This is a genomic window from Palleniella muris, assembly GCF_004792655.1.
Lineage (GTDB): Bacteria > Bacteroidota > Bacteroidia > Bacteroidales > Bacteroidaceae > Prevotella > Prevotella muris_A.
Window position 1 is genome coordinate 50496 of the sequence record NZ_SRZC01000013.1, and the last position, 18070, is coordinate 68565.

17 protein-coding genes and 1 tRNA gene are annotated in these 18070 nt (G+C 46.2%); 9 read left to right on the forward strand and 9 right to left on the reverse strand.

Features of this window, described 5'->3' with window-relative positions; genetic code table 11:
* Positions 1 to 3: 3 nt before the first annotated feature.
* The 5 genes from E5358_RS08905 (at position 4) to E5358_RS08930 (ending at position 6348) form a co-directional block, all read left to right on the forward strand.
* Positions 4 to 1242: a cofactor-independent phosphoglycerate mutase gene (locus E5358_RS08905; protein ID WP_135939843.1), complete on the forward strand. Its 1239-nt coding sequence runs from the start codon at positions 4 to 6 to the stop codon at positions 1240 to 1242.
* Between the two features lie 31 nt (positions 1243 to 1273).
* Entirely contained in the window at positions 1274 to 2587 is a 1314-nt protein-coding gene (thrC, locus tag E5358_RS08910; protein WP_135939844.1) for a threonine synthase, read from the forward strand.
* A gap of 5 nt (positions 2588 to 2592) precedes the next feature.
* Positions 2593 to 3279 carry a DUF4468 domain-containing protein gene (locus E5358_RS08915; RefSeq protein ID WP_135939845.1) on the forward strand — a complete coding sequence of 229 codons (687 nt, stop codon included), beginning with the start codon at positions 2593 to 2595 and terminating at the stop codon, positions 3277 to 3279.
* A 284-nt stretch (positions 3280 to 3563) separates the two neighbouring features.
* On the forward strand, positions 3564 to 5723 hold the full coding sequence (locus E5358_RS08925) for a putative porin (protein WP_277821233.1): 2160 nt from the start codon (positions 3564 to 3566) through the stop codon (positions 5721 to 5723).
* Between the two features lies 1 nt (position 5724).
* Positions 5725 to 6348, forward strand: a complete 624-nt coding sequence (locus E5358_RS08930) for an HD domain-containing protein (protein ID WP_135939847.1) — start codon at positions 5725 to 5727, stop codon at positions 6346 to 6348.
* Between the two features lie 78 nt (positions 6349 to 6426).
* Here the strand turns inward: E5358_RS08930 and aroC are convergent, their stop codons facing one another.
* From aroC to E5358_RS08960, 6 genes are all read right to left on the reverse strand, one after another.
* On the reverse strand, positions 6427 to 7503 hold the full coding sequence (gene aroC, locus E5358_RS08935; RefSeq protein ID WP_135939848.1) for a chorismate synthase: 1077 nt from the start codon (positions 7501 to 7503) through the stop codon (positions 6427 to 6429).
* Between the two features lie 48 nt (positions 7504 to 7551).
* On the reverse strand, positions 7552 to 8133 hold the full coding sequence (locus E5358_RS08940; protein ID WP_135939849.1) for an FKBP-type peptidyl-prolyl cis-trans isomerase: 582 nt from the start codon (positions 8131 to 8133) through the stop codon (positions 7552 to 7554).
* Positions 8134 to 8286: 153 nt separating this feature from the next.
* Positions 8287 to 9330: a type I phosphomannose isomerase catalytic subunit gene (locus E5358_RS08945; protein WP_135939850.1), complete on the reverse strand. Its 1044-nt coding sequence runs from the start codon at positions 9328 to 9330 to the stop codon at positions 8287 to 8289.
* Between the two features lie 125 nt (positions 9331 to 9455).
* Positions 9456 to 9540 (reverse strand) — tRNA-Ser (locus E5358_RS08950).
* Between the two features lie 349 nt (positions 9541 to 9889).
* Entirely contained in the window at positions 9890 to 11353 is a 1464-nt protein-coding gene (locus tag E5358_RS08955) for a glycoside hydrolase family 10-like protein (protein WP_168354623.1), read from the reverse strand.
* 126 nt (positions 11354 to 11479) lie between these two features.
* Positions 11480 to 12928, reverse strand: coding sequence for an aminoacyl-histidine dipeptidase (locus E5358_RS08960; protein WP_135939852.1), 1449 nt, complete (start codon positions 12926 to 12928; stop codon positions 11480 to 11482).
* Positions 12929 to 13016: 88 nt separating this feature from the next.
* Here E5358_RS08960 and E5358_RS08965 point away from each other — a divergent pair, with 88 nt between their 5' ends.
* Genes E5358_RS08965 through radA form a run of 4 tightly spaced genes read left to right on the forward strand, consistent with a single transcriptional unit; the run spans position 13017 to position 15906 of the window.
* Positions 13017 to 13235 (forward strand): hypothetical protein, encoded by a 219-nt coding sequence (locus E5358_RS08965; protein ID WP_135939853.1) that lies wholly within the window; start codon positions 13017 to 13019, stop codon positions 13233 to 13235.
* A gap of 48 nt (positions 13236 to 13283) precedes the next feature.
* A complete protein-coding gene (locus tag E5358_RS08970; protein WP_135939854.1) occupies positions 13284 to 13895 on the forward strand; it encodes an OmpH/Skp family outer membrane protein in 612 nt (203 codons plus the stop codon).
* On the forward strand, positions 13895 to 14530 hold the full coding sequence (nth, locus tag E5358_RS08975; RefSeq protein ID WP_135939855.1) for an endonuclease III: 636 nt from the start codon (positions 13895 to 13897) through the stop codon (positions 14528 to 14530). Before E5358_RS08970 ends, nth begins: the two co-directional genes overlap by 1 nt.
* Positions 14530 to 15906, forward strand: a complete 1377-nt coding sequence (gene radA, locus E5358_RS08980) for a DNA repair protein RadA (RefSeq protein WP_135939856.1) — start codon at positions 14530 to 14532, stop codon at positions 15904 to 15906. Before nth ends, radA begins: the two co-directional genes overlap by 1 nt.
* A gap of 135 nt (positions 15907 to 16041) precedes the next feature.
* On the opposite strand, the gene E5358_RS08985 is transcribed toward radA, so the two are convergent.
* The 3 genes from E5358_RS08985 to E5358_RS08995 form a co-directional block, all read right to left on the reverse strand.
* On the reverse strand, positions 16042 to 17097 hold the full coding sequence (locus tag E5358_RS08985; RefSeq protein ID WP_422121070.1) for a mannose-1-phosphate guanylyltransferase: 1056 nt from the start codon (positions 17095 to 17097) through the stop codon (positions 16042 to 16044).
* Positions 17098 to 17170: 73 nt separating this feature from the next.
* Positions 17171 to 17527: a hypothetical protein gene (locus E5358_RS08990; protein WP_277821234.1), complete on the reverse strand. Its 357-nt coding sequence runs from the start codon at positions 17525 to 17527 to the stop codon at positions 17171 to 17173.
* 195 nt (positions 17528 to 17722) lie between these two features.
* Positions 17723 to 18043: a winged helix-turn-helix domain-containing protein gene (locus E5358_RS08995; protein WP_135939858.1), complete on the reverse strand. Its 321-nt coding sequence runs from the start codon at positions 18041 to 18043 to the stop codon at positions 17723 to 17725.
* Between the last annotated feature and the right edge of the window lie 27 nt (positions 18044 to 18070).

Sequence of the window (18070 nt, forward strand, 5' to 3'; positions counted from 1 at the left end):
ACAATGAAATACATTATCATAATAGGCGACGGTATGGCAGATTGGCATAACGAGGAACTTGGTGGCAAGACTCTGCTACAAGCTGCAAGCACTCCCTATATGGATTTGCTTGCAAGAAACGGACGCACAGGCATGCTGAAAACCATTCAGGATGGTTTTCATCCAGGTTCCGAAGTGGCAAATTCCTCCATACTCGGATATGACCAAAAAAAGGTGTACGAAGGGCGCGGACCGCTTGAAGCAGCATCTATCGGCGTGGAACTCGCTCCTGACGACATGGCTATACGCTGTAATCTCATCTGCATTGAAGATGAGAAAATCAAGAACCATTCTTGCGGACATCTTGATACGGAGGAAGGAAAAGTGCTTATGGAACACTTGCAAGAGCATCTTGGCAATGACAGAGTTCATTTCTATCCGGGTGTGCAGTATCGCCACCTCCTTGTCATTAAAGGTGGAAACAAACACATACAATGCACTCCGCCTCACGATGTTCCGGGACAAGCGTGGCGTCCATTGCTTGTCAAGGCCGGCGAAGATACTGATACCGATAACGCGACAACACAACTGACACCGCAACAGACAGCTGAACTCATCAACAATTTGACAATCAGGTCACAAGAACTTCTTGCTAAACATCCGCTTAACAAGGAACGCATCGCACAGGGGAAAGACCCGGCAAACAGTATATGGGCATGGGCTGGCGGTTATCGTCCACACATGAAAACGCTCCCTGAGCAGTATCCACAAATAAAGCACGGTTCGGTAATCACAGCTGTTGACCTTATCCGCGGTATCGGAACTCTTGCCGGGCTGAGATGTATAGACGTCGAAGGAGCAACCGGTTTGTATGACACCAATTATGAAGGCAAGGCGGAAGCTGCAATAAAAGCATTACACGACGGAGATGATTTCGTCTATCTGCACGTGGAAGCAAGCGATGAAGCCGGACATGACGGTAACCTCAATCTTAAAATCAAAACGATAGAAGACCTTGACTCCAGGATTATAGGTCCGATTTACGAGAATGTCAAGAATGAGGATGTTGCCATTGCTGTACTGCCTGACCACCCTACCCCGGTTCGTCACCGCACACATACCGCAGACCCGGTGCCGTTCCTCATCTATGCACCGGGACTGACACCGGACTCTGTGCAGCAATACGATGAAGACTCCTGCAAAGAGGGCTCTTACGGAACTCTGGAGAAAGACGGTTTCATAAATGCTCTGATGAGCATCTGACAATTCCAATCACTGTAAACAAAACATTATTATGCTATATTATTCAACAAACGGAAAGGCTCCGTTAGCAACTCTTGAAAAGGCTGTCGTAAAAGGTCTTGCAGAAGACAAAGGACTGTATATGCCTGAGCATATCAAGCCACTCCCGAAAGAGTTTTATGACAACATTGAGAAGCTGTCCTTCCGGGAGATAGCCTACAAAGTTGCCGATGCGTTCTTTGGAGACGACATTGATGCATCATCTCTGAAGGACATCGTATATGATACATTGCAATTTGACTGTCCTGTAAAAGAAATCACAGAGAATATATACACTCTTGAACTTTTCCACGGTCCGACATTGGCGTTCAAGGATGTAGGTGCACGATTCATGGCACGCATTCTGCAATATTTCCTGAAGAAAGAGGGCAAACTTGATAAAGAACATCAGGTCAATGTCCTTGTTGCGACCTCCGGTGATACAGGTTCTGCCGTGGCAAACGGTTTTCTTGGTGTTGAAGGCATTCATGTCTATGTGCTCTATCCAAAAGGAAAAGTCAGCCCTATTCAGGAATGCCAGTTCACCACTCTTGGCAAAAACATTACTGCAATAGAAATTGACGGAGTGTTTGATGACTGCCAAGCACTCGTGAAAGCTGCGTTCATGGATGAGGAACTGAATCGCCACATGAAACTGACATCTGCAAACTCTATTAATGTTGCGCGCTTCCTACCACAAGCGTTCTACTATTTCAATGCCTATGCCCGCATGAAAGAGAAAGGTCTTGCGGACAAATTGGTTGTCTGTGTTCCGTCAGGCAATTTCGGTAACATCTGCTCTGCACTCTTCGGCAAGCGGATGGGATTGCCGATAAAGCGTTTCATTGCAGCCAACAATGCCAACGATATTTTCTACAAATATCTGCAAACCGGCGTCTATGAACCGAAATCCTCTGTCCAGACCATAGCTAATGCCATGGATGTCGGAGCACCTTCCAATTTCGCACGTATCATTGAGCTTTACAAAGGAGAACATCGGGATATTTGCGCAGATATTTCCGGTGCCACATACAGTGACGAGCTTATCCGTGAGACAATGAGACAATGCTATGCTACTACCGGATATATCCTTGACCCTCATGGCGCATGTGGTTATCGAGCTCTTGAGGAACAGCTGCTGGACGGTGAGACCGGAGTGTTCTGTGAAACGGCTCATCCGGCAAAATTCAAGGATACCGTTGACGGAATCCTTTCAACAGACATTGAGATACCGGCACGCCTTCAGGCATTTATGCACGGAAAGAAAGCGGTTGTACCTATGACCAAAGAATTTACAGATTTCAAACAATTCCTTCTTAATCAATAACAAACATGAAAAAACTTATCATCCTTGCCATTGCCAGCCTCCCTCTGAGCTCAATGGCACAATCCGAATGGGAATTGCCGGAGGACACTCAAGTAGAGAACACTAAAAACTCTAAAAGAAAGAAACAGAAAGAGCAGAAAAATACTACAGCTATTTCTGCACATAAGGAGACAAAACAAGCTATTTCTAAAATAGATCCAAAATATGCTGCAGGAAAAGTACCGGAAGTGAACGGTAAGGTGGAATGGGACAAGACTATAACTGTTCCCGGTGTTTCCGCTGACGAATTGTACGACCGCGCATTAAATGCCATACAATCTCTTACAAAAGACTCACTGCAATCCGACAGTCGTATAGCTGCAGTCAACAAGCGTGAACATATCATAGCCGCAAAGTTAGATGAGGAAATGGTATTCTCCTCCTCGTTCATATCAAAAGACTTTACCCAATTCCGATACACACTCATTGCGAATTGCAAGAACGGTGCTGTAGATATAAGACTTTGCCGTATTTCCTATGAATATAAAACAGACAAAAAAGAAATATACACTGCCGAGGAATGGATTACAGACAGCAAGGCCATAAACAAGAAAGGTACAAGACTATACCCTCTGAGCGGAAAATTCCGCAGAAAAACCATTGACAGGGTTGAAGAAATCTTCAATTATCTTTCACGAATAAGTAAACAATAACTAAGCAAAAAATGGAAACACATAAAAGAAAAATTGACAACGAATATAATGGAGGCAAAAGCCGTGTTTTCGTCATACGGCAGATTCTGAACATTATTTTCATGATTGGTGCAGTAAGTGGTGGTCTGTTGTATTGGCTTCAACCAGAACCGACATTAGGAATTCTTGTCATTATGACATCAATGTTCTTCAAAATGGCAGAATGTGTATTGAGATTCCGAAAATAGAAAGAGGCATCCCAAACAACACGGCTCTACATGTATTATAACTCTATAATTCGATAAGTGGAAAGACTTTTAATAATATCACTCTTATTTTTCTGTGCAATCACAACCAACGCACAATTTGACGACACACTACTTTCTGATGACGGAACTATGGTCGATGCAGACGGCAATATGACAAACGGACGCCGCGACTCTACTGCCCAACATAAGAAGATTCCTAAAGGACTCTATGTCTGGACAGTAGATGCTTTGTCCGGAGACATGAGCCATGCCGAACCTGATACGACTTCCTATCTCCGCATGAACCATGTGTTCCCATCAGGAATATATGGAGAATATCAGACCCTTGGCAATAACGGCTCCCCACGCATCAACAGGATTTTCATAGACAGAGATGATGATGACGATGAATTCATATTCACAAGCGGATGGTCGCAAATCATTGTCAAACCGCAGGACTTTCATTTCACAAACACTCTGTCGCCAATAACAAACTTTGAATACAACCAGTGCGGAAACAAGATGAACGGTGAGGACCACCTGAAAGCTTTGTTTGCCGTAAATGCTGGTAAGAAACTTGGAGTGGGATTCAAGTTTGACTACCTGTACGCAAGAGGATATTATCAGAATCAAAGCACCTCACATTTTAACTACACTATGTGGGGCAGCTATCTTGGCGACAGATACCAAGCGCACCTGCTGATGTCCACAAACCACCAGAAACAAGCAGAGAACGGTGGCATACTGGATGATAATTACATAAAACATCCGGAAATGTTCACGGACAACTTCAGTGAGAACGAGATTCCCACAGTACTCAGCAACAACTGGAACAGGCACGACAATCAGCACGTATTCTTCACACACCGCTACAGTTTGGGCTTCACACGCCGTGTTCCAATGACTGAGCAGGAAATTGAAGCAAAAAAGTTTGCCATTGCCGCTGCAAAGGAAAAGGCAGAGAAAGAAAAGGAGGAGAAGGAGGAAGCCGGCAACGGGGAAATCATCGAGGAAAAGCCACAACAGGAGAAAGAGGACTTCACCAAGGAAGAATACGTTCCTGTTACAAGTTTCTTCCATACAGCACAGTTTGATAATTACCGCAGAACATATCTTGCATATAGCTCACCGGAGAATTATTACAAGGATGACTTCTACAACTTGGAGACAGACTCCATCAACGACAGATATAAACATTCCTATCTACGCAACACTTTTGGTGTCTCTCTTCTCGAAGGATTCAACAAATATGCGAAAGCCGGACTCAAGGTGTTCGCTGCCAGTGAATTGTACCACTATTCCAACCCAATATCACCCCACGAGTTCAAAAGATGGAATGAGCACAACTTCAGTGTGGGCGGACAACTCTCAAGGCATCAGGGCAAGACTTTCAACTTTGATGTCATCGGTGAAGTGTGCGTTGCCGGAGACGATGCCGGACAATTTGAGATAGAAGGTAAGGCGGAAGTCAATTTCCCTTTGCTCGGAGATACAGTTACCTTGGAGGCAAAAGGCGGATTCAGTCTTAATGACCCAAGCGAATATTTTGAGACTTTCACATCACGCCATTTCCAATGGGATGAGAACCTTGACAACGCGACACGCACTCACATTGAAGGAAACTTCTCACTCCAGCGTACGAAAACGCGCTTCCGGTTCGCTGTCGACAACATCACAAACTACACCTACCTCGGAACATCATACGAATTGGGAGAAAACAACGCGCACATCGCCACAACAGCAGCACCGCATCAGGTATCGAGCGTGCAGGTCATCACAGCGCAACTGTGGCAGAACCTGAAGTTTGGCATCCTGCATTTTGACAATGTGCTCACATTCCAGAAAAGCTCGGATGAGACAGTCCTTCCATTGCCGAAATTCAATGTCTACAGCACACTCTACCTCCGATTCAAGATTGCCCGCGTGCTTGCCACAGACTTCGGTGTCGACATGCGCTACTTCACAAACTACTACGCACCGGAATATGTACCGCAGTTGCAATCATTCGCAATTCAGGAGAACCCGGACTTACGCACCAAGGTCGGCAACTACCCTATCTGCAATGTCTATGCTAACTTCCAGCTGAAACAATGCCGCTTCTTCTTTATGATGAGCCATGTCAACTGCTCCGGCAAGGGTAACTACTTCCTGACACCGCACAATCCTATCAACGGACGTGTGTTCCGCTTTGGACTCAACTGGACATTCAATAACTGACATGAATCTTGAAATAATGAATTTCATCGAGACGGAGATTCTCCCTCGATACAATGATTTCGACCGTGCCCATTCAATAAGGCACGCAACAAATGTAATCAACAAGTCCCTGACCCTTGCGCGCAATATCGGTGCGGACGAGGATATGGCTTATGTCATTGCAGCATACCATGATCTGGGACTTGAAGGACCTCGTGCAATACACCACATCACATCAGGAAAGATTCTTATCACCGACGCAAGGCTAAGACGTTGGTTCTCACCGGAACAACTGAAGATAATGAAAGAGGCCGTTGAAGACCATCGTGCTTCCGCTTCAAAAGCACCGAGAAGCATCTACGGAAAGATTGTCGCTGAGGCAGACCGCGAACTGGAACCGGAAACTATCATGCGCCGCACCATAGAATATGGTATGGACCATTATCCGGAGAAAACAAAGGAGGAACATTTTGAGCGGTTCTACAAACATCTGGATGCCAAATACTCCGCCCGTGGCTATATACACCTTTGGATTGCCGGTTCGGAGAATGAACAGCACCTGAAAAACATACGTAATATAATAGCCTCCCCCACTCTCCTCCGCAATCATTTTGAAAGGATTTACGCACAAATTCTCTCGGAATAAATTCTCTCCTAAAATAAAGAAACTGCTGAGAACCAATTTATAAAACTCCATATAAATTAGTTCTCAGCAGTTTTCTTATTATCTTACACTTCTGTTCTTAAGATATTCATCAAGTATAACCATCGCAGCCATAGCCTCAACAATAGGAACTGCACGTGGCAGAACACAAGGATCATGGCGTCCCTTTGCCTTCAGCACAGTAGGATTCCCTTCCATGTCGATTGTGTCCTGTTCTCTCAGCAATGTAGCAACAGGCTTAAAAGCTACACGGAAGACAATATCCTGCCCATTCGACAGTCCGCCTTGAATTCCGCCGCTATGGTTAGTTCGTGTCCGCACAGAACCGTCCGCATCCTTATAGAACACATCGTTCTGTTCCGAACCACGAGCACATATACAATCGAAACCATCACCGTACTCAAAGCCCTTAACAGCATTGATGCTCAACATTGCTTTGCCAAGGACAGCATGAAGCTTGTCAAACTCCGGTGAACCAAGTCCTACAGGACATCCTTTCACCACACATTGGATTATACCACCAATGGTATCACCTTCTGACTTCACTTCCTTTATCAGCTGTTCCATTTCCGCTGCCTTCTGCAAATCAGGACAACGGACAGCATTTGTCTCCGACAATGACAGGTCGTATTTCTGATAATCCTTTCCTATACCGACATTGCCAACCTGCATTGTGTACGCATGAATCTCCACACCAATCTGTCGCAGCACAAGTTTTGCCAATGCACCGGCGACACATCTGCTGATGGTTATGCGGGCAGAGGTTCTGCCACCGCCACGATGGTCACGTATGCCATATTTCTCGTGGTATGTGAAATCAGCATGGGACGGACGGAACAGGCAACGCATATTCTCATAATCCTGAGAATGCTGGTTTTGGTTATAAACGACAAATCCAATAGGACATCCTGTTGATTTTCCTTCAAATATTCCACTGAGAAACTCAACCTTGTCCGGCTCATTACGGCTTGTGGTTATCGCACTCTGACCGGGACGACGGCGGTTCAGCTCTTGCTGAACAAACCTTTCGTCTATTTCTATTCCAGCCGGCATACCATCAACAATACCGCCAATGGCAGCACCATGGCTTTCACCGAAAGTTGTCAATGTGAAGATTGTACCTGTGCTATTCGACATAGTAATCGGATATATTATTGATGATTATTCTATTCCTGACTATTCCGGTTATTTGCAGCCGCCACAGCCACCCGCACAACTTCCGCAGTCGCCGCCATGACAACCACCGCCGCAACTTCCGCAACCGCCCTCACCGGCAAGATGCGACATCATTGCCTGAATCTCCTGTGCCGAAGCCTCAATCTTTTCAACAATGCTGCCGACAAAATTCAGTCTGCGACCTGCCAAAGGATGATTAAGGTCCATCTTCACTGTCGTGTCAGTGATTTCAAGCACATGTCCGAAGAAACGTGCGCCATCCTCATTCTGCAAAGGCACAATAGCTCCGACCTTTATGTTCTCCGCATCAAACTTTCCGTCAATAGAGAACATGTCCTTACCCAAATCAAGCACACGGTCAGCGAAATAGTCACCATAAGCATCTTCCTTCTCAATGGTGAAGTCAAAAGTGTCACCGACATTAAGTCCGACGGTCTCCTCTTCAAACTTATCCAATGTCATCGCAAAACCGGAAAGATAGCGGAACGGCACGTCCTTTGTTGTCTCTTCCTCAAGAACGCGCTCTCCATTATCTCCAACTGTATAGAGCTTATAATCAACTCCAATCCTATAATTCTTTGTATCTGCCATAAAATTCTAATGTTTTTATTAAGTTTATGATGCAAAGGTACAAAAAAAAAATGAGATGTCCCCAAAAACAGTTTGGAATCTTTCAGGGAGCATCTCATTTTCCTCAATCCGCATGAACGCAAAAGCATCTGCTATGCCATACGTAAGAAAAAACTATTTGTCTGTAATATGCAGGAACCGCGTCGCACGTGACAACAGTGAACGGTCCTTATTGTCTATGAAAGCGTCCAGCAACAATGACCTGCCATTCAACGGAACCACGTCATAATCAGCTATATCTGCCGGAATAAGGCACGAATGTCCTTCATAAAGAACAACCTCAGACTCCAAAGACAACTCAGAGCGCATACGCAACTTGCAGTCTCCTTCCAAGCACATCGTTATTATAAAAGAATCGTATTTCAGAAGATTACGATGAAAAGGAGCCTCGACATCCACGACACGGACATTGAAGAACGGTGAGTCTATGCAGTGGTTTGCGCGATGAGCATCATCATCATAAATCGTACGGTACTCGTCTATAACCTCAAAGTCAAGAGCCTTTGATGCAAGTTCTGTATGAAGCTCACGAGGCTTGCCGTCTATGCCCGGGCGGTTATAATCAAATATACGGTAAGTCACATCGGAAGACTGCTGCACTTCCGCAAGAAAAATTCCGCCACAAATGGCGTGAACCCTTCCGGCAGGAAGATAGAAAACATCCCCCTTGTGAACCTCGTGCTTTGCAAGACTCTCGCATATTGTTCCGTCCGCAACCTTTCTGGCATACTCCTCCGGTGTAAGAGTTTCCTTGAAACCGGCATAAAGATAAGAACCTGGCTTTGCATCAATGATGTACCACATTTCACTTTTGCCCATCTTGCCATGCTCTCTCTGCGCCATCTCATCATCAGGGTGGACTTGTATGGACAAATCCTGCTCTGCATCAATAAATTTCACGAGCAAAGGCAACTCACAATCATATTTCTTGGCAACTTTCTCCCCAAGTATTCCATACGGGTACTCCTTGATAACTTCTGAAAGCAATCTGCCTTTCCACTTGCCATTAGCAATGACCGATGTTGATGAAGGCACACAACTTACTTCCCATGACTCCCCAACAGGTGAACCAGTCCTGACAACTCCTTTCCATTCTTCAAGTCTATTCCCTCCCCAAACCACAGTATGTAGATTTGGCTCAAACAAAAGTGGATACATTTTTTTTTATATTTATTATGGTTACATTTTTAGGATGCACAATCTCTCCATGAAAATCATATTCCTTTCCCATTTGTGGGATTAATAAATGAAAAGGGCTCATGAATTTCTTCAAGAGCCCTTAGCGGAGAGAGAGGGATTCGAACCCCCGGTACCTCTCAGTACGTCGGTTTTCAAGACCGATGCAATCGACCACTCTGCCATCTCTCCAAAAGGCTTTGCTTGCCTGCAAAGGATGAGTGATTTCCTAATTGCGAGTGCAAAGGTACGACTTTTTCATGAACTGTGCAAGGATTTCGGGAACTTTTTTCATTTTTCCTGCATTTTTGTTGTTTTTTAGAGGTGAAAAGCGATAAAAATGCCGGTTTTTCCCATAAAATCCCCTCTTAATGGCATAGCAAATCGAAGGTGACCTTTTGTACTGCAAAAGGTTACCTCCGACCAATAAAAATGTGACCTTCCGTCATCCGAAAGGTCACACTTCATTTTCTTATTGCCCGTCAAGGCAAACTTTATTTTATAAAGACCACACTTTTCTTTTGCAGAAAGCACAGACATACTATCTGCCAAGCGGGTGAGTCACCCAATACCAACCGGGCTTTATCTCTTCAGGAAGTTTTGCACACGGCTGCTGGCACGGCTTGCTTTCATTGCCATAACGGTCCATCGCAGTGACAGCAAAGAACATTTTCATTGGTTTGGTGATTGCTATTGATGTTCCCTTTCTACGCACGCACAGCAGATTCTCAGCCTTGCTCACATCCACAGGATAAGAATCCGATACATATACATTATATAACAAGTCTTTCCCATTGCTACTCCAACTCACATTTGCCCCCCCAGCAGAACTGAAGACTTTTATATCAGTAGGAGCTGGAACAGCATCACTTTCACGCCCACACATCACAGGCACTATGGCAGGGTAACGGCAAAAACTCTGACTCACGAAGTCATAAATACCCTTAACATTATCTGTGAAAAACTTTGAACGGAACATGCAAAAGCCTGCACCTTCATGACGAAGGACATAGAGCTCACGCGTAATGTCATCCAAACTCCAATTGCTCTCACGCGGATGCAGCATGTAAATTCCCAGTCCCGGCACAATTGCCTTGCCATGGCAACCTTCTATCCAGTCGACAGCGAAAGGATAGAAATTGTCTCCACGGAAATACATCATCGGATATTCTTGGTCCATATATCCCAAGCGCATCCACTCCTTGGCATCCTGCAGCACACGGCTTCGCGCATTCCAGCCACGGCTCCAAAAGCGGTTTGTATCATCATGTTTGCCAACAGGGGAACAACTCAGCTTCACCCACGGCTTCACAGCCCGCACAGAATCGTGCACAGCTTTCACGATACGAGTGATATTCGCCCTTCCGACATCTGCACGCGGCAATTTCGCCTGTGCTTCCGGATAACGAATATAATCAAGACTTATACCGTCAACATCGTATCGTCGTGCAATGTCCGCACAATAACGCGCCAGATAAGCAGCCGTGCGCGAGTCTTCCGGACGCATGTAGCCCTCCTGCCCTATCCGATAGACAATTCCCGGCTGCGAATTGCGGAGATGCTGGCATCCCACACCATTCCATTTTCCTACGGGAATGGCAACTACCCATGCATGGCACTCCATGCCGCGGCGGTGGCATTCTTCCACGGCAAAGGAAAGAGCATCATATCCCGGAGACTTTCCAGGGAAGCCTGACAGGCATCCGTCACACGGTTCGTTGCCCGAAGATGCTGTCGTTTGGAAGATGCTTGTCGCACGTATACGCGTCTGAATCAACACTGTATTGATGTTTGCGCGCTGGAGTTTGTCAAGAATCTTCCGCAACTCTTCCTGCTGCCGTGCCATGCTGTTCTGTGACTGGGAGTAGGAATGCGGCCAGTCAAGTCCGCCTATGGTGGTCAGCCACACAGCCCTAACCTCTCGTTTAGGATGTCCTATAGCAAAAGAACTGACGCTGAAAAAGCATATCAGCGACAGCGCAAATAATATTTTCCGTTTATTCAATTTCAATCAAAAATAGGATTCCACATTTGCATCCAATGAGATGCAAACGCCAAAAAACAATAAGACGAAGATACAAGAATGCACACAACGACATGGCACCCTCGCATCTTCGTCCTATGAATATTATCAGATATTCTTCAGTATCTCAAGCAAATGATCCCACACCATCTGCACTGACGGTATGTGAAGCTTCTCGTCCGGAGAGTGCACGCCACGGAGCGTCGGACCCATACTCACCATGTCGAGATTCGGATAACGCTCTGCAAACAATCCGCATTCCAGTCCTGCATGTATTCCCAAAATCTTAGGCTCCTTGCCAAACAACTTGCAGTAAGTCTCTGCAGTAACATCAACAAGATGTGAGTTTGCACGTGGCTGCCAAGCAGGGTAACCGTCGCCCTGCTCCACTTCTGCACCTGCGAGTTCAAAGCACGCCTTCACTGTGGCTGCGATGTTATCACGCTGGCTCATGACACAAGAACGCTGCGATGTAACAACCTCCATTTCATTGCATTGTGTGCGAACACTTGCAAGATTGCTTGATGTTTCCACAAGCCAGGAAAGTTCTTCGTCCTGACACATTGCGAACACTCCGTTGTCAACAGCCTGCAGGCAACGGATAATACGATTTGAGGCTTCTTCCTTTATCACCTGACCGGTCTCCGCCGAACCCATAAGCATTTCTATGCTTGGCTCCGTAGCATGATACTCGTCAGCAACTTCCGAGGCAAATATGTTCCAATCCACTTTCACCTCTTCCTTCTTTGACACAGGAACGGCAAAAACAGCCTTGCAGTCACGCGGAATGGCATTGTGAGCCTTTCCTCCTTCAAATGAGACAAGGCGCACCGGCATCTTCTGCATCTCATTGTAGAGGAAACGCGCCATCAGCTTGATGGAATTCGCACGCTTCTTGTTGATGTCGTCTCCGGAATGCCCTCCCAGCAGTCCCTTTATTTCTGCCTCCACAAAGAAGAAATCATTTCCAACCTCCTCCCTGTCGTACTTGAACACTGCTGTCGTGCCAATGCCGCCTGCACAAGAGATGAAGAACTGGCCTTCATCCTCTGAGTCCAGATTGATGAGGTAATCACCGGTCATGAAACCTTCCTTGATGCCCATAGCACCGGTGAGTCCGGTCTCCTCGTCACGAGTGAACACGCACTCTATAGGTCCATGCTCAACATCATCGGAACGCAGCAACGCAAGCTCCATAGCCATACCGATGCCGTCATCAGCACCGAGAGTCGTGCGGTCAGCCTTCAGCCACTCGCCCTCGACGTAAGTCTCTATCGGGTCAGTCTCGAAATCAATTTCCTTGCCTGCAAGGCTTTCGCAGACCATGTCCATGTGCGACTGCAATATCACAGTCGGTTTTTCCTCGTATCCCGGAGTGGCAGGCTTGCAAATGACAACATTGCCTGCTTCATCCACCTTTGTCGGAAGCCCTAATTCTTCACCGACATTCTTGAGATACTCTATAATCTTTTCCTCATGCTTTGAAGGACGCGGGATTTTGTTTATTTTCGCGAACTCATCAAACACTATTTGTGGTTTTAATTCATTTTTAGTCATTATTTAGTATAATTAATAAGGTTATATGAACTTTTTTTACTAATTTTGCACCTGAATACATCAGAAATGTGTTGCAAAGATACGAAAAATGATTGAAACTCTATTACTTTCGGTGTTAATTATTGCTATTGGCATGGCATTTATCGGAATAAAGGTGTTGCTGAAACCTGACGGGGAAATGTCGTCAATACATATCCATGACTCCCAAGCCATGAAAGACAGGGGAATACACTGCGTTATGGACCAAGACAAAGAAGAGCGGGAGCGTTCGGAGCATGTCAGCAGAAAAATACGCAAAAAAGCATAACCAGCCGAAAAGAAAAAGAAAAGAAACAACAAAAAACTATAAACAGAAATGAACAAGAACATCTTCCGCGCAGCAGCCATCGCTGCCTTCACCGCCGTATCACTGACAGCGTGTGACAAGTCAAAGAACGCAGATGAAGCTGCCGCTCCTGCACAGAACGCACCAGCAGAACTCAAAATAGCTTATGTCGAGGTGGACTCCATCATGACACAATACCAGTTCTGCAAGGATTACACACAGATTCTTACCAAAAAGGGACAGAACATAGAGGCTACCATACAGCAGAAAGGTCAGGCTCTCCAGACTGCCGCAAACAATTTCCAGCAGAAGATTCAGCAGAACGCATACACACGCGAACAGGCAGAAGCCATTCAGGCAGGCTTGCAGAAGCAGAATGCTGACCTTCAGGCTCTTCAACAGCGTCTTGGCGCAGAGTTCCAGCAAGAGCAGGAGAAATACAACATTGCTCTCCATGATTCTATCGCCAACTATCTGAAAAAGTACAACAAAGACAAGAAGTACTCGATCATCTTCTCAAAATCAGGAGACAACCTCCTCTATGCTGACAAAGCATACGACGTGACCAACGAAATCATAGCAGGGCTCAACAAGGCATACAAGCCGGCACCTGCCACAAAGAAAGAGAACAAGAAAAAATAATGACAAAGAAGGAGCGTACAGAACGCATACTTGAATATTTCCACGCACAGCAACCGGAAATCACCACCGAACTGGAGTTCGGCTCGGTATTCCAGTTGCTGTGCGCTGTCGTTCTCAGTGCACAATGCACTGACAAACGCGTGAATACGGTGACGCCCGCATTGTTCAAGCATTTCCCTACCCCGCAGGAAATGGCAAAAGCCGAAGCGGAGGATATACTTGAATACATATCAAGCGTAAGTTATCCTAATGCAAAATCCCTTCATCTCGCACAACTTGCAAGAAAACTTGTTGAGGAATTTGACGGTGAGGTGCCACATGATTTCGATGCTCTTGTCTCTCTCCCCGGAGTAGGAAGGAAGACTGCCAATGTGATGCTTGCCGTTGCATTCGACCAAGCAGCAATGCCTGTTGACACGCACGTCTTCCGCGTAAGCCACAGACTCGGGCTTGTAACGAAAAAAGCTGACACTCCGGAGAAGGTGGAACGCGAACTTGTGAAACTCATTCCGTCAGAACTCCTGTCCCGCGCCCACCACTGGATACTTCTCCATGGCAGATACATTTGCACAGCAAGAAAAGCGCATTGCAACAAATGCCCGATATCAGAATTATGTCCTTCCAAAAATAAATAATGGCAAAAGACAAAACAGCTTATGTCTGCTCCAACTGCGGACAGGAATCATCAAAATGGCTTGGCAAATGCCCAAGTTGCGGACAGTGGAACACATTCCGCGAGATACGCATCGCAGGCAACTCCGCAAAGAGTTCTTTAAGTATCGGGCAGAAAAACACTCCGACATCACACAAACTGCGCGACATAGCAACAAAGGACGAACCACGGCTCGACATGCACGACAATGAACTCAACCGCGTGCTCGGAGGAGGACTCGTAAAAGGAAGTATCGTCCTACTTGGAGGAGAACCGGGTATCGGAAAATCAACGCTGACATTACAGACTATACTCAACATCAGCGACATACGCATACTCTATGTCAGCGGAGAGGAAAGCGCACACCAATTAAAGATGCGCGCCGAACGACTGAGCAACGGAAGTAGTAACAACAACGATAACATCGATGTTGTATGCGAAAACTCATTGGAGAGCATCATTAACCTGATGAATGACATTCATCCCCAATTTGTCATCATCGACTCCATACAAACCATAGCCACTGATACCGTGGACAGTTCGCCGGGCTCCCTCACACAAGTGCGCGAATGCGCAGCAGCATTGCTGAGATACGCGAAAACAAGCAGCACACCGATAATACTCATCGGGCACATCACAAAAGACGGAGCCATCGCAGGTCCGAAAATCCTGGAACACATCGTTGACACCGTCATACAGTTTGAAGGCGACCAACACCACATGTACCGCATCCTGCGCTCCATAAAGAACCGCTTCGGCTCAACATCCGAACTCGGCATCTACGAAATGCAACAGACGGGACTACGACAAGTGGAAAACCCTTCCGAACTCCTGCTCACACAGGATCGTGATGGCATGTCGGGACTCGCTATCTCCGCAGCAATAGAAGGTGTGCGCCCATTCCTCGTCGAGACACAGGCGCTTGTCTCCACTGCAGCCTACGGCACTCCGCAACGTTCGGCAACAGGATTCGACCAACGCCGCCTGAACATGCTGCTCGCCGTACTTGAGAAACGCGTGGGCTTCAAACTCATACAGAAGGATGTCTTCATAAACATCGCCGGCGGACTGCGTGTCACGGATATGGCAATGGACTTGTCAATCCTTGCGGCTGTCATATCAAGCAACATTGACATCCCCGTCGAAACGGGCTGGTGCATGTGCGGTGAGGTCGGACTGTCAGGAGAAGTGCGCCCCGTCAACCGCATAGAGCAAAGAATTGCAGAAGCAGAGAAACTCGGATTCACAGACATCATCATCCCGAAACACAATACCGCAGGAACGGACTTAAAACGGTTTCACATCAGCATCCACCCCGTACGAAGAGTGGAAGAAGCTCTAAAACTGTTGTTTGGATAATCAATACAATAACAAAATAATTTCAAGAACATTCTCCGGAAAACAACATACATACAAACAAAACCAACTACGGCAGGCATTCAAATATGAACACCTGCCGTAATTTATGCTTTCCATGTGCAAAGCCGTCCTTTATCAATCGTGGAAGTTCTTTATGCGCTGCTCTTCCGACAACTTGCATATCAGCAATGTGTCATCTTTCTCTGCCACGATATAGCCGTCAAGTCCCTGTATGACAACCTGTTTCTCTTCGGTAGTATGTACAATGCAGTCATGAGAATCAATCATGCGCACATTGCTTCCGATGCATCCGTTGCCATTGACATCATGCTTGACAAGAGTCCACAATGAGCCCCATGTGCCAAGGTCACTCCAACCGAAATCAGAAGGCTGGACATATATTGCCTCTGCATTTTCCATAATGGCATAGTCCACAGAGATGCTTTCGCACTCAGGATAAACCTTGTCTATCATAGCCTGCTCCTCAGGTGTGCCATAAACGCTTTCCAAACTCTCGAAGATACGGTTTATCGTAGGAGCATAGAGACGGAAGGCATTGACAATGGTTGAGACACTCCACACGAAAATTCCTGCATTCCAGAAGTAGTTATTCTGCTTGACATACTCCTTGGCAGTCTCAAGGTCCGGCTTCTCACGGAACTGCTCTACGGTAAAGATTTCCTTGTTGCGCAGGGTGTTTGAAGCAAGGTCTGCCTGTATGTATCCATATCCGGTCTCCGGACGTGTCGGCTTCATTCCAAGAGTGACAATGGCGTCGCTCTCACTTGTGAACTGCAAAGCAGACTTTATCACGCGCTGGAACTCCTGTGTGTCTGTAACGATATGGTCACTCGGTGTCACGACAATATTGGCATTCGGATTCTTTGACTTTATGCGCCAGCTGACATAACAGATACATGGAGCTGTATTGCGGCGGCAAGGCTCACTGAGAATATTCTCACGTGGAATTTCAGGCAACTGCTCGTGAACCTTATCCACATAAGCAGCATTTGTGACTACCCATACATTTTCCGGGGCACAGATTCCTGCGAAACGCTGCATTGTCAGTTGCAACAACGACTTTCCTACACCAAGCACATCAATGAACTGCTTTGGCGTCTCTTCTGTACTCATTGGCCAAAAGCGGCTGCCTACGCCACCTGCCATAATCACGAGGTTGTTATTCTTCATAAATATATCAGGAGATTAAAATTATTACCGTATTACTGCATCATTGGTGCACATCGTTCTCTGCATCAAAAAATTACAGACTGTCGAAGAAATCATCAAAAAGACCGGGCGAACACTTCTGTTCCTCCTCATGCTGCTCCACCGCATTTTCCTCTTCCTGCTCCCTGAACTGAAGCATCAGTTGCCTCGACTCTCCGGAATCAGGATTCAGGCGGTAAAAGCCACGCGCTCCCACACGTTCAATAGGAGACCCGGGAGTTTTGCTCCGTCGCTGAAGATAGGAGGCTACATCACGACTGACATCCTCCATGGATATTGTCTCAAAGAATGTATTGTGAGCATTGTACACATGCCGCACAATCTTCCTTAACGGCAATCCGTCAGGAATCCTCAATAACAATTCCGTTATGTCCTTACTGTAATCTGCCAAATGATGCGTGAATATTTTTCTATTACTTTCGTTGTATATAATCAGGAGAAGCAGGCTTTTGCATAAAAGCATCCTGCCTCTAAAAACAGCAAAAAGGAATTCTCCCTGCCTAATGATGGACCGGTAGAATTCCTTTTGTTTATCAAGAGTGAGATATTTCAGAAAACGCCTCTTCTTGATGAGCCTTTCCCTTGATTAAGCAAGGACAAGCTTGTCTGCTTCTGCAGCAACTTTGCCTTCCTTCATCAACCATCCGGCTCCCATGAGCACTTCTGTCTCACTGATGTTTGCAGCCTTTGCTATCTGTGCCACTGTCATTGGCTGTGCCTCACTTGCGAGTGTCTGATAGACATCACCTGCACGGAAGCCTATATTCTCAACTGCCATGTCAACAGTCTTAACTGTCTTGGTTGCACAAGTTTTCTTTGCTGTACAAGCCTTTTTCACTGGTGCAGCTTTCGCCACCTTTGTTGCTGCTGCCTTTGTTGTTACAGTAGCTGTTTTCTTTTCTGCCATAATTATTTACCTGAAAAAATACAAGTC

Excerpts from the sequence above, each read along its gene's own strand:
- E5358_RS08905 (WP_135939843.1), top strand. The coding sequence starts at position 4 with ATGAAATACATTATCATAATAGGCGACGGTATGGCAGATTGGCATAAC.
- thrC (WP_135939844.1), top strand. The coding sequence starts at position 1,274 with ATGCTATATTATTCAACAAACGGAAAGGCTCCGTTAGCAACTCTTGAA.
- E5358_RS08915 (WP_135939845.1), top strand. The coding sequence starts at position 2,593 with ATGAAAAAACTTATCATCCTTGCCATTGCCAGCCTCCCTCTGAGCTCA.
- E5358_RS08930 (WP_135939847.1), top strand. The coding sequence starts at position 5,725 with ATGAATCTTGAAATAATGAATTTCATCGAGACGGAGATTCTCCCTCGA.
- aroC (WP_135939848.1), bottom strand. The coding sequence starts at position 7,503 with ATGTCGAATAGCACAGGTACAATCTTCACATTGACAACTTTCGGTGAA.
- E5358_RS08940 (WP_135939849.1), bottom strand. The coding sequence starts at position 8,133 with ATGGCAGATACAAAGAATTATAGGATTGGAGTTGATTATAAGCTCTAT.
- E5358_RS08945 (WP_135939850.1), bottom strand. The coding sequence starts at position 9,330 with ATGTATCCACTTTTGTTTGAGCCAAATCTACATACTGTGGTTTGGGGA.
- E5358_RS08960 (WP_135939852.1), bottom strand. The coding sequence starts at position 12,928 with ATGACTAAAAATGAATTAAAACCACAAATAGTGTTTGATGAGTTCGCG.
- E5358_RS08965 (WP_135939853.1), top strand. The coding sequence starts at position 13,017 with ATGATTGAAACTCTATTACTTTCGGTGTTAATTATTGCTATTGGCATG.
- E5358_RS08970 (WP_135939854.1), top strand. The coding sequence starts at position 13,284 with ATGAACAAGAACATCTTCCGCGCAGCAGCCATCGCTGCCTTCACCGCC.
- nth (WP_135939855.1), top strand. The coding sequence starts at position 13,895 with ATGACAAAGAAGGAGCGTACAGAACGCATACTTGAATATTTCCACGCA.
- radA (WP_135939856.1), top strand. The coding sequence starts at position 14,530 with ATGGCAAAAGACAAAACAGCTTATGTCTGCTCCAACTGCGGACAGGAA.
- E5358_RS08985 (WP_422121070.1), bottom strand. The coding sequence starts at position 17,097 with ATGAAGAATAACAACCTCGTGATTATGGCAGGTGGCGTAGGCAGCCGC.
- E5358_RS08995 (WP_135939858.1), bottom strand. The coding sequence starts at position 18,043 with ATGGCAGAAAAGAAAACAGCTACTGTAACAACAAAGGCAGCAGCAACA.